Origin of the sequence: Streptomyces sp. NPDC060198 (assembly GCF_042728415.1) — a bacterium.
Taxonomy (GTDB): domain Bacteria; phylum Actinomycetota; class Actinomycetes; order Streptomycetales; family Streptomycetaceae; genus Streptomyces.
Map to the genome: position 1 here is coordinate 1 of NZ_JBHWZJ010000186.1, position 13,899 is coordinate 13,899.

12 protein-coding genes are annotated in these 13,899 nt (G+C 72.5%); 3 read left to right on the forward strand and 9 right to left on the reverse strand.

The features are described 5' to 3' along the window. Positions 1–86 precede the first annotated feature (86 nt). The 6 genes from cobT to ACFWEP_RS21650 form a co-directional block, all read right to left on the reverse strand. Complete coding sequence (gene cobT / locus ACFWEP_RS21625) at positions 87–3,461, reverse strand: nicotinate-nucleotide--dimethylbenzimidazole phosphoribosyltransferase (protein WP_387371940.1); 3,375 nt, start codon at positions 3,459–3,461, stop codon at positions 87–89. Between the two features lie 335 nt (positions 3,462–3,796). Beyond that, a complete protein-coding gene (gene cbiE / locus ACFWEP_RS21630; RefSeq protein ID WP_387371942.1) occupies positions 3,797–5,083 on the reverse strand; it encodes a precorrin-6y C5,15-methyltransferase (decarboxylating) subunit CbiE in 1,287 nt (428 codons plus the stop codon). A gap of 138 nt (positions 5,084–5,221) precedes the next feature. Beyond that, positions 5,222–5,860, reverse strand: coding sequence for a GNAT family N-acetyltransferase (locus ACFWEP_RS21635; RefSeq protein WP_387371943.1), 639 nt, complete (start codon positions 5,858–5,860; stop codon positions 5,222–5,224). Between the two features lie 140 nt (positions 5,861–6,000). Next, positions 6,001–6,864, reverse strand: coding sequence for a MetQ/NlpA family ABC transporter substrate-binding protein (locus ACFWEP_RS21640; RefSeq protein ID WP_387371944.1), 864 nt, complete (start codon positions 6,862–6,864; stop codon positions 6,001–6,003). A 132-nt stretch (positions 6,865–6,996) separates the two neighbouring features. Beyond that, the gene (locus ACFWEP_RS21645; protein ID WP_387371945.1) at positions 6,997–7,665 is read right to left on the reverse strand and encodes a methionine ABC transporter permease; all 669 of its coding nucleotides are present in this window, start codon (positions 7,663–7,665) and stop codon (positions 6,997–6,999) included. Continuing rightward, a complete protein-coding gene (locus ACFWEP_RS21650) occupies positions 7,662–8,726 on the reverse strand; it encodes a methionine ABC transporter ATP-binding protein (protein ID WP_387371946.1) in 1,065 nt (354 codons plus the stop codon). The genes ACFWEP_RS21645 and ACFWEP_RS21650 overlap by 4 nt, the downstream gene beginning before the upstream one ends. Positions 8,727–9,355: 629 nt before the next feature. Between ACFWEP_RS21650 and ACFWEP_RS21655 the strand changes: the two genes are divergently transcribed. Both ACFWEP_RS21655 and ACFWEP_RS21660 read left to right on the forward strand, forming a co-directional pair. Continuing rightward, positions 9,356–9,715, forward strand: coding sequence for a hypothetical protein (locus tag ACFWEP_RS21655; RefSeq protein WP_387371947.1), 360 nt, complete (start codon positions 9,356–9,358; stop codon positions 9,713–9,715). Between the two features lies 1 nt (position 9,716). Further along, positions 9,717–10,166, forward strand: a complete 450-nt coding sequence (locus ACFWEP_RS21660; RefSeq protein WP_387371948.1) for a hypothetical protein — start codon at positions 9,717–9,719, stop codon at positions 10,164–10,166. A 283-nt stretch (positions 10,167–10,449) separates the two neighbouring features. Here ACFWEP_RS21660 and ACFWEP_RS21665 read toward each other — a convergent pair whose 3' ends face one another. From ACFWEP_RS21665 to ACFWEP_RS21675, 3 genes are all read right to left on the reverse strand, one after another. Beyond that, entirely contained in the window at positions 10,450–10,956 is a 507-nt protein-coding gene (locus ACFWEP_RS21665; RefSeq protein ID WP_387371949.1) for a GNAT family N-acetyltransferase, read from the reverse strand. A gap of 37 nt (positions 10,957–10,993) precedes the next feature. Continuing rightward, positions 10,994–11,554 (reverse strand): sigma-70 family RNA polymerase sigma factor, encoded by a 561-nt coding sequence (locus tag ACFWEP_RS21670; protein WP_387371950.1) that lies wholly within the window; start codon positions 11,552–11,554, stop codon positions 10,994–10,996. A gap of 177 nt (positions 11,555–11,731) precedes the next feature. Then, entirely contained in the window at positions 11,732–12,910 is a 1,179-nt protein-coding gene (locus ACFWEP_RS21675; RefSeq protein WP_387371951.1) for a glycerophosphodiester phosphodiesterase, read from the reverse strand. A 240-nt stretch (positions 12,911–13,150) separates the two neighbouring features. Between ACFWEP_RS21675 and ACFWEP_RS21680 the strand changes: the two genes are divergently transcribed. Then, a complete protein-coding gene (locus ACFWEP_RS21680; RefSeq protein WP_387371952.1) occupies positions 13,151–13,822 on the forward strand; it encodes a lysophospholipid acyltransferase family protein in 672 nt (223 codons plus the stop codon). Positions 13,823–13,899 lie beyond the last annotated feature (77 nt).

Here is a 13,899-nt window from a genome sequence, read left to right on the forward strand (position 1 = left end):
CCGGTACTGGATGTACCGGGGCGACCCCGACGCGGCGAGCGTGCGTGCCGGGCGCCGCCGGGCTGGCGGGGCTTTCGGAACACGCCCTACTTCTCCGTGACACCCGCCGAGTCGAACGTCGCCACCTCGTGCATGGCGCGGGCGGCGCTCTGCACGATCGGGAGCGCGAGCAGGGCGCCCGTACCCTCGCCGAGACGCAGGTCGAGGTCGATCAGCGGACGCAGGCCCAGCTTGTTGAGCGCGGCCACGTGGCCGGGCTCCGCGCTGCGGTGGCCCGCGATGCAGGCGGCCAGCGCCTCGGGGGCGATGGCACGGGCGACCAGGGCGGCGGCCCCGGCGCTCACGCCGTCCAGGATGACCGGGGTGCGCAGTGAGGCGCCGCCCAGGAGGTAGCCGGCCATCGCCGCGTGCTCCAGGCCGCCGACGGCCGCGAGCACGCCGATCGGGTCGGACGGGTCGGGCTGGTGCAGCTCCAGGGCGCGGCGCACCACGTCGACCTTGCGGGCGTGCATCTCGTCGTTGATGCCGGTGCCCCGCCCGGTGACCTCGGAGGCGTCGGCGCCGGTGTAGACGCAGATGAGGGCGGCCGACGCCGTGGTGTTGGCGATCCCCATCTCTCCGATGAGGAGGCCCTTGTTGCCGGCGGCGACGAGGTCGCGGGCGGTCTCGATGCCGACCTCGATCGCCGCGAGGACGTCCTCGCGGCTCATCGCGGGGCCGGTGGTGAAGTCCGCCGTACCGGGCCGCACCTTGCGGGGCAACAAGCCGGGGGTGGCGGGGAGTTCGGTGGCGACGCCGACGTCCACGACGCAGACCTCGGCGCCGACCTGGCTCGCGAAGGCGTTGCAGACGGCGCCGCCGGCCAGGAAGTTGGCCACCATCTGGCCGGTGACCTCCTGGGGCCAGGAGGTCACCCCCTGGGCGTGCACGCCGTGGTCACCGGCGAAGATCGCGACGGCCGCGGGCTCCGGGATCGGCGGCGGGCAGGACCGGGAGAGGCCGGCGAGCTGCGCGGAGATGATCTCCAGCATGCCGAGCGCCCCGGCGGGCGTGGTCATCCGCTTCTGCCGCTCCCACGCCTCTCCGAGCGCCTTGGCGTCCAGCGGACGGATGTTGGCGATGGTCTCCTGGAGCAGGTCGTGCGGCTCCTCGCCGGGCAGCGCCCGGCGGCCGTACGTCTCCTCGTGGACCACCCAGGAGAGCGGGCGCCGCTTGGACCAGCCCGCCTGCATCAGTTCGGGCTCCTCGGGGAACTCGTCGACGTACCCGACACAGAGGTACGCGACGATTTCGAGGTGCTCGGGCAGACCGAGGGCGCGGACCATCTCGCGCTCGTCGAAGAAGCTGACCCACCCGACGCCGAGTCCCTCGGCGCGGGCGGCGAGCCAGAGGTTCTCCACGGCGAGCGCGGAGGAGTAGGGGGCCATCTGCGGCTGGGTGTGACGGCCCAGGGTGTGCCGTCCGCCGCGGGTGGGGTCGGCGGTGACGACGATGTTCACGGGGGTGTCGAGGATGGCCTCGATCTTCATCTCCCGGAACTGCTTGGCCCGGCCCTTGGGGAGCGACTTCGCGTAGGCGTCGCGCTGGCGCTGGGCGAGCTCGTGCATGGAACGCCGGGTCTCCGCCGAGCGGATGACGACGAAGTCCCAGGGCTGCGAGTGGCCGACGCTGGGCGCGGTGTGCGCGGCCTCCAGCACGCGGAGCAGGACCTCGTGCGGGATCGGGTCGCTGCGGAAGCCGTTGCGGATGTCGCGGCGCTCACGCATGACGCGCAGCACGGCCTCGCGCTCCGCGTCGTCGTAGCCGGGGGCCGGTTCGGTCGCCGGCTCCTGGGACACGGCGGGGTACTCGGTCTCCGGCTCCTCGGCGGCGGGCGCTTCCGCGGCCGCGGCGGGTGCGTTCACGGCGGCGTCCGCCGCGGGTCCGGCCGGTTCGGCCTCGAAGACCGGGGCTTCGGGAGCCTCGGCGGGTTGGGGCTGTTCCTGTCGCACGTTCTGGTGTTCCGGTTCCGTGTACTGCGGCCCGTCGTCCTGTCCGGCGACGGGGGGCTCGACGGCCCAGGGCGCTCCGGCGGCCTGCGGCGCGGCGGACTCCGGGACGCCGTCGTCCACCGCGGCGGGTTCCGGGAGAACGGCGGCAGGGGCGGCGTCGAAGGCGAGGGGTCCGGACCGGACCGGCTCGGCGGCTTGGACCTGCTCGGCCACCGGCTCGGCGACGGCCTGCTCCGCGGGCACCCGGTGCTCCTGCGACTGGTGGTCCTGGGCCTGCTCGGGCAACCCGACCGCGGTGAACCCGGTGTCGGGCACCGAACCCTGTACGGGGAAGTACGGCTCCTGGGTGGCCTCGGGCGCGAAGACCGGTGCCGGGGCCTCGGGGACGACCGTTTCTGCCGGGCCGGCCACCAAACCGTCCGCCGGGGCTTCCGTCCCGATCTCCGCGGGCGCTTCGGCGAGGGCGTGAGCCGGCGCGAACTCCTGGGCGGGGGCGGCCGGCTCGAAGCCCGGCGCCGCCTCGGGCGCGGGCTCGAATTCCGGTGCGGCCCGCGGGAGCGCCTGGGCCGGTACGAAGTCCGCCGGGGCGGTCTCCGTCGGCTCCGCGGCGACGGGGAGGATCCCGGCCGGCGCGGCTTCGGTGTACGCGGCCTCCACGGGCGCGGCTTCGGCGGGCTCGGACGGCGGGAGGATCTCCTCTGCCGGGTCCACGTCCGCGAGGGGCTGCTCGTCCGTGGCGGGCACCTGCTCGGGCGCACCCCACGGGGCGGCGCCCTGGAGCGGGATCTCGCCCAGCTGCGGGCCCGGGAGAGCGAACGCCTGCGCGGCGGGATCCTCGGCGGGCGCGGGAGCCTCGGCCTGCACGGGGGCTTCCGCCTGCACGGGGGCTTCCGCCTGCACCGGCGTTTCGGCCTGCACGGGTGCCTCGGCGGGCACGGGTGCCTCGGCGGGTGCCGGGTACTCGGGCGCCGGGGGGGCCGGGGTCACCGTACGGGCCGGAGCCGGAGGCTGCGGGGACCCGGCCGGGCCGCGGTCGGCCAGCGAGCGCACGACACCGCTCTGCCCGCCGTAGGAGGGGCCGTCGACCGAGGGGCCGCGGTGCAGCGGACGGCGGGACGGCGCGGAGGCCATCGCGTGCGCGGCGACGGGCGCGGGCGCCTGGGTCCGTACCGCGCCGAGGTCGTAGGCCCCCGAGTCGTGGCCCGCGGGCCCCTGGGCCACGGGCTCCTGGGACGGGTGCGTGCTCTGCTGGGGGAACTGCTGATAGGCGTCCGCGGCGGGAGCCGGGACGACCTGCGGATCGCTCCACGAGCCCTGGGCGGCGGGCATCAACAGCACGTCGTCTTCGTAGGGCGGCTGCTCGGAGGGATCGAGGTAGGTGTATGCATCCGGGGCGAGGACGCCCGGCTGCTCCACCATGCCTGCGTTCTCCGGCTGTCCCTCGCCCGGGATCTGGCCGGTGTCAGTCATGCGTACCCCTCGCCCATCGTCAGTGCTCCTTCGGCCCATCGCCCGGGACGCCCGCGTCACGGCACGCCGGTGCTCGTCAACTAGAACGAGCGGGCTCGCCGCGCGGCACGAAACGCCCGCAGACCTCTACATATTCTCGCGGCCGTTCGCCACGGCGACAGGTTTGTCGCGCCGCGGTTCGCTGTGGACTGCGCCACTTCACGCCGTCCCGGTTGTGCCGTACCACAGGGAGAAACAAAACGGCTCCCTTTTCCGGACATTGACGCACGAAGCGACGAACGGCCGGGTTCGGTACAACAATCCGCCAGCCTACCTTCCGCGCTGTAGCGACCTGGTCACGGGGCAAGGTCCGAACGCACCGCGCAGAGCAGGAACGCGACGGACCGTTCGCGTTCCTGCCAGGCCGAGGTGTCCAGGTCCACGGACTGGAGGAGCGCGCATTCCACCGTGTAACCGCTGCCGGAGAGCGCGGTGACGAGAGCTTCGGCCTGGTCGCGGGTGGAGGCGTGGGTGACGATTCGCTCGGGGCGCCGGTCGGCGACGGCGAGGGCCACCCGAACGCCGCCACCCCCGATGCGTACGACATCGGGTTCGGGAAGTCGTTCGAGCACGTGGGGGGCGAGGCCCTGGACGACCTGGACGGCCACGCCGAAGGAGCGGGCCGCGGCGGTCACCCGGGCGCAGGCGGCCGGGTCCCGGTCGACGGCGATGACGGCCGCGCCGAAGCGGGCCGCTTCGACGGCCAGCGCTCCGGTGCCCGAGCCGATGTCCCAGACCAGGTCGCCCGTACGCGGGCCGAGCCGGGCCAGTTGGGCGGCGCGCATCCCGGCGGACTCGCCCTCGGTGCTCTGCTCCGGTCGCGCCCGGTCGTGTCCGGCCCGGTCGTGCCCTGCGTGGTCGCGCCCGGCGGAACCGTTCCCGGCCCGGCGGTGGGCGTCCTCGGGCAGCCCCCAGCCCCGTACGCCGTCGGGGCGGGCGGGGTCACGGCCGCCGATCCAGCCGGCGGCGGCGGTGGTGGGGCCGCTGCCGACGACGATGACGACGTTCGGGTCGCGCCAGTCGTGGTCGGCGGCCTTGTCGGAGGTGAGGACGGTGACGCGCTCGCGGGCGGTGCCGAGTTCCTCGCAGATCACGAAGGTGCGGTGGACGCCGTCGAGCAGCAGGGCCAGTTCGGCCGGGCCGGCGCCGGGCGAGGTGAGGACGGCGACCTTGTGGTGGGCCCGGCAGACGTTGACGGCCCGTCGCAGGGTCTTCGGGTGGGCGACGACGACCTGGGCGTCGTCCCAGGGCATCCCCGCACGGGCGAAGGCGGTGGCGACGGAGGAGACCGCGGGCACGACCTCGACCTCCAGGCCGTGTTCGGGCGCGCGCAGGGTGCGTACGACTCCGAAGAAGCCGGGGTCGCCGTCCGCGAGGACGACGGCGCTCCCCCGGTGCCCGGCGATGCGCCGGGCGGCGAGGTCCACGCTGCCGAGGCGGATGCGTTCGGCGTCGCGCGGCACTTCGGCGAGCGCGAGGTGGTGCGCGGCGCCGGCGACGAGCGTGGCGGCGGAGAGTGCTGCCGTGGCCGCTCTGGTCAGCGGTGAGCCGTCCCAGCCGATCACCGTGACGCGGTCGGCCATCGTCGTCCGTCTCCTGGAGATGTGGGGATGCGTGAGGGGCGTCCTCCGCCGGGGGATGCCCGCGCGGAGAAACCGGGTAGAGGTTATCGGGTCGCTCCCCGGGGCCGGCCCCGAGGGGACGCGGGCTCCGGTACGCCGTCAGTTCCAGTCGTTGTAGGTGCCGTAGCCGCCCGCGTCCGCGAGCTGCTCGGCGACGCCTTCGAGGTCCTCCGGCAGGAGTCCCCAGACGATCAGGTCGGTGCGGAAGTCGGCCCAGCCGCCGTCCTCCGTCTGCGTGCGCGCTATCCGGGCGTTGCGCAGGACGCCCTCGCTGATGCATCCGAGCTTCTGCGCGACCTGCTGGGAGGCGGTGTTGTCGGCCTGGGTGCGCAACTCGATCCGCTCGAAGGCCTGGTCACGGAAGAGCCACTCGGCGAGCGCCAGTACGGACTCGGTGGCGTATCCCTCGCCGCGTGCCCAGTGGGCGGTGACGTAGACGACTTCGGTGGAGCGGGTGCGCCAGTCGGTGTTCAGCAGTCGCACGGATCCCACCAGCCGCTGGGTGAGGAACTCGTGGACGGCGAAGACGATGCCGTGGCCCTGGGTGCGCTCGCCCGGGGCGATCCGCCGGATCCAGCGTTCGGCGTCGATCCTGGTGTACGGCTGCGGGCCGTCCGTCCAGGCGGTGACGGCCTCGTCGTTCATCATGTCGGTCAGCGCCGGGAGGTCCGACATGTCGTAGGGGCGCAGCACCAGTCGGTCCGTGCTGATCGAGATCGACGGAAAGGTGGTAGTCATGCGCAGCTCCATGCCGAAGACCGGTAAAGGCACAGCATGCAGTATCGGGCGCGCGCCGCGCATGGGCGGGTCCGCGCGGCGGAGCCCCGCACCTCCTCGGAGGGAGGTACGGGGCTCGGCGGTCGGGCGCGGGACGCGGGTCAGGAAGCGGCCGGGGTACCGAAGGCGGGGATGACCGAGCCCTTGTAGGTGTCCTCGATGAACTTCTTGACCTCGTCGCTGTTGAGGAGCTTGGCGAGCTTCTCGACGCGGGGGTCCTTCTCGCCGCCCTTCTTGACGACCAGGATGTTGGCGTAGGGGTTGCCCTCCGCCTTCTCGATGGCGAGCGCGTCCTTCGACGGCGTGAGCTTGGCCTCGATCGCGTAGTTGCCGTTGATGACGGCGGCGTCGACGTCGTCCAGGGCGCGGGGCACGGTGGCGGCCTCCAGCTCCTTGAACTTCAGGCCCTTGGCGTCGGTGATGTCGCTCAGCTTGGCGTCGGTGCCGACACCGGACTTGAGCGTGATCAGGCCCTGGTCGGCGAGGAGCAGGAGCGCGCGGCCCTCGTTGGTGGTGTCGTTGGGCACCGCGATCGTCTGGCCGGCCTTGATGTCGCTGACCGCCTTGGCCTTCTTGGAGTAGAGGCCGAGCGGCTCCAGGTGGACGTTGACGACCGGCACGAGGTGGGTGCCGTTCTTCTTGTTGAAGTCGTCCAGGTAGGGCTTGTGCTGGAAGAAGTTGGCGTCGATCTGGCCGTTCTCGGTGGCGGTGTTCGGCAGGACGTAGTCCGTGAACTCCTTGATCTCCAGCTTGAGGCCGGCCTTCGCGGCGAGGCTCTTCTTCACGAAGTCGAGGATGTCGGCGTGCGGCGTCGGGGACGCGCCCACGACGAGCGCCTTGGAGGTGTCGGCGCTCGCGCCGGTGCCGCCGGCGGACGGGTCGGAGTCCGTGCCGCAGGCGCTCAGGCCGAGGGCGAGGGCGGCGGTGGCGGCGGCTGCCGCGGAGAGCTTGAGGGTCTTGCGCACGAAAAGTGCCTCTTTCGGGTGGGGTGGAGCGCCCGGACAAGGAGTGCGGGCTCGGCCGTCGCCGCGCGTTCGCGACAGCGGTGCCGGTACGCGCGCGGGACGGAGGTCTGGGGTCGGCGCCGGGAAGGCGCGTCAGGCGGTGCGGCCCCGGCGGGCCAGCAGGCGTCCGGCGAGGTCGCCGATGAGCTGCACGAGGGTCACGATGACGATGAGCAGCACGACGGTGACGATCATGAACTGGTTGTCGAAGCGCTGGAATCCGTAGGTGACGGCCTTGGAGCCGAGTCCCTCGCCGCCCACGGCGCCGGCCATCGCTGAGTAGCCGATGAGCACGATCACGGTGGTGGTGATGCCGGAGATCAGGGAGGGCAGGGCCTGCGGGAGCAGGACCTTGCGGACGATGGTGGGGATGGAGCCGCCCATCGACTGGACCGCTTCGACGAGCCCGTGGTCGACCTCGCGGACGGCGGTCTCGACCAGGCGGGCGAAGAAGGGGATGGCGCCGACGGCCAGCGGGACGATCATCGCGGTCGGACCGATGAAGGTGCCGACCACCCAGGTCGTGAAGGGGATCAGCGCGATCAGCAGGATGATGAAGGGCAGCGAGCGGCCGATGTTGACGACCACGCCGACGATTCTGTTCACCACGGTGTTCTGGAGCAGCCCGCCCTTGTCGGTGAGGACCAGCAGCACTCCGAGCGGCAGGCCGACGGCGACGGTGACGACCGCGGACCACAGGACCATGTAGAGGGTGTCGATGGTGCCCTGGGTCAGCAGGGGCTGCATTTCGGACCAGGTCACTTCGCGGCCTCCTTGGTGAGCGGGGCGGTGGTCTGCACGGGGATCACGGTGGCGGTGGCCTCGTCCACGACGTCCACCCCCAGCCCCTGCTCGCGCAGGAAGCCGATGGGCACGACGTTCTCCTCGAAGCGGCCGGGCAGCTCGATGCGCATCCGGCCGATCTGCTTGCCGCCCACGGTGTCCATGGCGGCGCCGAGGATCGAGATGTCGATGTCGTAGGTACGGGAGAGCTGGGAGATCACCGGACGGCCGGTGGACTCACCGTGGAAGGTGACGTCGACCACCGTGCGGCCGGGGGCCGAGGCGGTGCCGCCGAGAGGGAAGAGTTCGTGGGCCAGTTCGGAGCCGGGGGTGGCGAGGAGTTCGCCGACCGTGCCGGACTCGACGACGCGGCCCCGGCGCATCAGCGCGGCGGAGTCGCAGATCGTCTTGACGACGTCCATCTCGTGGGTGATGAGCAGCACGGTCAGGCCGAGCTGCTGGTTGAGGTCGCGCAGCAGCTGGAGGATGGACCGGGTGGTCTCGGGGTCCAGGGCCGAGGTCGCCTCGTCCGAGAGCAGCACCTTCGGGTCGCCGGCCAGGGCGCGGGCGATGCCGACGCGCTGCTTCTGGCCGCCGGAGAGCTGCCCCGGGTAGGCCTTCGCCTTGTCGCCGAGGCCGACCAGGTCGAGCAGTTCGAGTGCCTTGCGGGAGCGGTCGCGCCCGGGCACGCCGAGGATCTCCAGCGGAAGTTCCACGTTGCCCTGGACGGTGCGCGAGGCCAGCAGGTTGAAGTGCTGGAAGACCATACCGATGCGGCTGCGCGCCTCACGCAGCTCCTTGCCCGCCCGGCGGCCCCGGCCGGCGAGTGCGGTGAGGTCCTGGCCGGCCACGGTCACGGTGCCGGAAGTGGGCCGTTCCAGGAGGTTGACGCAGCGGATGAGGGAGGACTTGCCGGCGCCGCTCTGGCCGATGACGCCGAAGACCTCGCCCTCCTCGACGTGCAGGTCGACTCCGTCGAGTGCGGTGACCTCGCGGTCGCGCGACTGGTAGACCTTCGTGAGGCCCGAAGTGGTGATCACAGGATTCCGTCACTGTCGAGTGCTCGCGGCGTGGTGGTGCGCCGGGCACGGGGCATTCGTCCGAGGGAGACTCACCGGCCCTCGTCGGCCGGGATCTCGGCACGGTCGCGGCACTGGAGTGCCGGTCGAGGCCGTGCGGGGCCGGAGCGTTCCTGCCGGGGGGACCGGGAGGCAACGGCGTCGGCGCGGTCTCGCTTCGGGGCGCGAGACGCTGGCGTGGACCCTCAGATGGCGCACATTCGACACATGCGACGAGCACCGGGCGTACTGATCGCCTCGGTCGCAAGGGTGCGGCTGCTCGTCGTGGTCATGCCCCAAGTAAAACAGACGTGAGGGAACGCGGAACCGGTGCGTCCGGATGGCGGACGCACTGACGTGGAGCGCGACCCTCCCCCGCCTCCTCTTCGCACACCCCGTCCGACCTGCATAAACATGGTCGTTCAGCGGCTCATTCCGGCCGGGGCCCACACATCCTTCCGGCCAGGGCGCCTGTGGCGGACGCCACGGTCGCAGCGTCGTGGTCCCCCGCGCCCGCCCCGTCCACAAGGCCGCTGCCCCGCTTTCGCGCACGGCCGCCGGGAGGCGGGGCCGGACACGGACACGGGGCGCGGCCGTAATACCCTCGGCTCATGCTCGACGCCCTGACGGTCACGCTCGCCGTGGCCGCGCTCGCCCTCGCCGCCTGGTGCGGATTCGCCGCCTACCGGGACCAGCCGACCAAGGACTGGCACTTCATCGGTATGGCGGTCGTCACACTGCTGGCGCTCGCCCAGCTGGTGGTGGGGATCGTGCAACTGGCGCGCGGCGAGCGCCCGGAGCAGGGCATGACGATCTTCATCTGCTATCTCATCGGCTGCTTCGCGGCCGTGCCCGCGGCCGGCTTCCTGTCACTGACCGAGCGGACCCGCTGGGGTTCGGCGACGGTGGCCGCCGGGGCGGTGGTGCTGGCCGTGCTCGAAGTACGGCTCTACGACATCTGGGGAAACTGACGTGACCGACACCGATCGCACCGGGACCCCGGCGCCGTCCGGAGCGGCGGAGCCGAAGCCGTCGTTCGACCTGGGGACCGGCCCCGGCCGCGTACTCGTCTGGTTCTACGGGGTGTTCACGGTCGCCGCCGCCTCGCGGGCGATCGTCCAGATCATCCTGGACTTCGGCAAGGCGCCACTGGCGTACGCGCTGTCGGCCGTCGCCGCCCTGGTGTACGGGTTCATCACGTACTCCCTGGTACGCGGCGGGGAGAAGGCCCGCCGGGCCGCTCTGGTGTGCTGCGCCGCCGAGTTGACGGGCGTTCTGATCGTGGGCACATGGACGATGCTGGAGCCCTCCGCCTTCGCGGACGCCACCGTCTGGTCGGACTTCGGCATGGGATACGTCTTCATCCCGGTGATCCTCCCGGTCACCGGACTGCTCTGGCTGCGCCGGGCCAAGCAGGCCTGAGGCACGACCCGTTCCCGGGCCCCGAGTGACGTGCGGTGAGCGCGTGGTCCCGCCCCGCGCGTTCCGTGCGGGCGGGACTTCGCGTTCCTGCCGGGCGGGGAGCCGCTGGGGCGTGTGTCGGAAGTGGCGCCGTCCGCCCGTGGGGCGGGTCGGGCGGCGTCCGGCTACGTGCGATCGCACGGCGGAGGGTCACCCCGGTACTGGATGCATCGGGGTGATCCCGACAACGCGGCGAGCGTGCGTGCCGGGCGTCGCCGGACAGGCGGGACTTTCGACACACGCTTCAGGCGCTCGCCAGGTACTCCTGGGCCGCCGGGGCTTCCTTCTCCAGCAGGATCAGGCGCACTCCGTCCTCACCGGTCTCGGCGCCGACCTGCGCGTATCCGGCACGGCGGTAGAGACGCAGGTTGCTCTCGCTGCGGTGCCCGGTGTGCAGCCGGAAGCGGGTGGCGGCGCGCTCGGCCGCCAGTCCCGTCTCCGCCGCGCGCAGCAGCCGGGCGCCGAGGCCGTGGCCCTGGAGCCGGGGGTGGACACAGAGTTTGCCGATCCGGCCGGTTCCGTCTTCCGCGGTGAACCCCCGTACCGCGCCGACGACCTCGTCGCCGAGCCGGGCCACGAAGACCAGGTCGGTGGCGAGTTCGTCCCGGACGGACTCCAGGGGCTGGACGAGCGGGTCGATCCGGTAGTTCCCGTAGAGCTCCGCCTCGCTCTGGAAGCAGAGGTACTGGAGCCTGAAGAGCTGCTCGGCGTCGTTCTGGTCCGCCGCCGAGATGATCACACTCATGCCCATGTGTGCATGCCTCCCGCTCACCTGATAAGCCAGTTGTTCATCGCACCATTCCCCGCGTTCTTGGAGCGGCAACCTCCGTCGCGAGCATTCTGCGGAGACATCCGAGGCATCGGGAGCGAATCGGCCCCAAACTCCCCTGTGACATACCCAACTCCGCCGCGATCTCGCGGTAGGTGCGGTCGCCCGGGTCGAGCAGGGCGTTCAGGAGTCCGGCGCAGCGGCCGGGCAGCCTGGCGACGGCCGCGCGCAGCGCCCGGCGTTCGTCGGCGCCGAGAGTGGCGCGCTCGGGGCAGCTGCCGGGTCCCGCGGCGGGTCCCTCGTCGGCATGCGGGTGTTCACGCAGAGCGGCGCGGCGGGACCGGCGGACCTCGGCGCGTACGGTGTCGCGCACCCAGCGGGCCGGGTCGGGTGACGGAGCGCCCGAGGCGAGGCGCTCCAGCAGCCGCAGCCAGACGGTCTGTTCCAGGTCGGCCGGGTCCGTGCCGGCCGCCGGCGCCTCGGCCGTCACCTCGGCGCGCACCAGCGGGTGCAGGGCCGTCAGCACCACGACGGTGGACGTGGTGGGAGAGGCCGGAGCGCGGGGAGCGGCGCTCGGCACGCGGCCGGCGGCCGGCACGCGGCCGGCGGGGGTCGTTGCACGGTCGACGGGGATCACGCCCACTCAACGCGTCCCGCACGCGGGCGGTTGCCGTACGCGGGAAGTGCCACCCGACCGGGGCACGACGGGCCCGGCGCTGACGCGGACCGGCCCTGCCCCGGTGGCTGGACGGGGCCGTCAGGCGCGGCGCGCGTCGGCCGCCGCGAGCAGCGCGGTGTCGGCGTTGTCGGAGAAGACGCCGTCGATGCCCGTGGCGAAGTACGCACGGAAGGCGCCGAAGGCGTCCCCGTACGCGTTGGGGTCGGTGCCCCGGCGGAACTCGGCGGGCAGGAAGGTGTTCTCGTTGCGCATCGTGTACGGGTGGAGGAGCAGCCCCTGCGCGTGCGCGTCCCGGACCAGGGTGGTCGGGGCGGCGAGGCGGCCGGCGGAGTCCCTCGGGATCACCAGGTCGAGGGTGGGGCCGATGCCCTGGGCGAAGGAGGCGATCCACTTCAGGCCGGCCGGGGTGACGAGGTCGGCGACGGTGCGCGGGTCGCCCGCCGCGGTGAAGTCCCAGGGGCGCGAGGACGCGCCGGCGAGCAGCACGATCCGCGGGGTGGAGACCAGCCCGGAGAGCCGCCGCACGGAGTCGGGCTCGAAGGACTGGAGGATGAGGGCGGCGTCGGCGCGGTCGCGTCCGTAGCGCCGGAGCAGCTTGGCGAGCGGCTCCTCCAGGGCGAGGCCGAGCCCCCGGAAGTACGAGGGGTGCTTGGTCTCGGTGTAGAGCCAGACCGGCTTGCCGCGCTTGCGGCCCTCGGCGTCGGCCCAGCGCAGGACCTCCTCGAAGGTGGGGATCTCCCAGCGGCCGTCGTAGAGGGTGTTCTTCTGGCGGTTGCCGGGGATGCGCTCGACGGCCCGCAGGGTCTTCAGTTCGGCGAGGGTGAAGTCCTCGGTGAACCAGCCGGTGAGCGGCACCCCGTCGACCGTCTTGGTGGTCTTGCGGCCGGCGAACTCGGGGTGGGAGGCGACGTCGGTGGTGCCGGTGATGTCGTTCTCGTGGCGGCAGACGAGGTGGCCGTCCTTGGTCGGGACGAGGTCCTGCTCGACGATGTCCGCGCCGAGGTCCAGGGCGAGCTGGTAGGAGCCGAGGGTGTGCTCGGGGCGGTACCCGCTGGCTCCGCGGTGGCCGACGACGGTGGGGACGGGCAGGTCGCGCAGGCGACGCCCGGCGCCGCTCCCCTTGGCTTCGCGGCTGTCGTGGCCCCGGTCGTCGGCCGCGGCGGTGCCGGCGGCCGAGAGGCCGAGAGTGGTCGTTCCGAGCACCGCGGCTCCGAGCAGGGCCCGGCGGCCGGGGCTCTTGCGCGTACGCTCTGTCATGGACGCTCCTCGCGTGTGATGTTCGGCGACGACACCGGCTTCGGCGCGGCCCCGAGCGTAGGCAGGGGGGCCGTACTCCGGGGGTCGGGCGGGCCAACACACCGCTAACACAAGTCAACACTGCGTATCCGTCGTGTGAACCCGATGTGCGGTCGGCGGGTTGCCGCGAGTATCGTCCTCACCTGCACAGACCATCGCGTCACCGCCCCGGCCGGCCCGGCCACGACACCGGAGGAACCGTTGTCCCGACTCACGGTCATCAAGGCAGTGCTCGGCCCGATCCTGCGCCTGATGTTCCGCCCTCAGATCGAGGGCGCCGAGAACATCCCCGGGGACGGTCCGGTGATCCTCGCGGGCAACCACCTCACCTTCATCGACTCGCTGATCATGCCGATCTGCTGCGACCGGCCGGTGTACTACATCGGCAAGGACGAGTACGTCACCGGCAAGGGCATCAAGGGCCGCATGATGGCCTGGTTCTTCACCGGCAGCGGCATGATCCCGGTGGACCGCGACGGCGGCCGGGGCGGGGTCGCCGCACTCATGACGGGCCGCAGGGTGCTGGACGAGGGCGGCGCCTTCGCCATCTACCCGGAGGGCACCCGCTCCCCCGACGGCCGGCTCTACCGGGGTCGTACGGGTATCGCCCGCCTCACCCTGATGACGGGCGCGCCGGTGGTCCCGTTCGCGATGATCGGCACCGACAAGCTCCAGCCGGGCGGCGCCGGGATTCCCCGTCCGGGCAAGGTCACGGTGCGCTTCGGCGAGCCGATGGAATTCTCCCGGTACGAGGGCATGGACCGCGACCGCTATGTGCTGCGCGCGGTGACGGACTCGGTGATGTCCGAGGTCATGCGTCTCTCCGGCCAGGAGTACGTGGACATGTACGCGACGAAGGCCAAGGCCGCCTGAAGCGTGTTGCGGAAGTAGCGCCGTCCGCCCGGAGGGCGGGCGGGACTTTCGACACACGGCCTACAGGACCCGCCGGA

Excerpts from the sequence above, each read along its gene's own strand:
- ACFWEP_RS21675 (WP_387371951.1), bottom strand. The coding sequence starts at position 12,910 with ATGACAGAGCGTACGCGCAAGAGCCCCGGCCGCCGGGCCCTGCTCGGA.
- cbiE (WP_387371942.1), bottom strand. The coding sequence starts at position 5,083 with ATGGCCGACCGCGTCACGGTGATCGGCTGGGACGGCTCACCGCTGACC.
- ACFWEP_RS21665 (WP_387371949.1), bottom strand. The coding sequence starts at position 10,956 with ATGGGCATGAGTGTGATCATCTCGGCGGCGGACCAGAACGACGCCGAG.
- ACFWEP_RS21635 (WP_387371943.1), bottom strand. The coding sequence starts at position 5,860 with ATGACTACCACCTTTCCGTCGATCTCGATCAGCACGGACCGACTGGTG.
- cobT (WP_387371940.1), bottom strand. The coding sequence starts at position 3,461 with ATGACTGACACCGGCCAGATCCCGGGCGAGGGACAGCCGGAGAACGCA.
- ACFWEP_RS21655 (WP_387371947.1), top strand. The coding sequence starts at position 9,356 with ATGCTCGACGCCCTGACGGTCACGCTCGCCGTGGCCGCGCTCGCCCTC.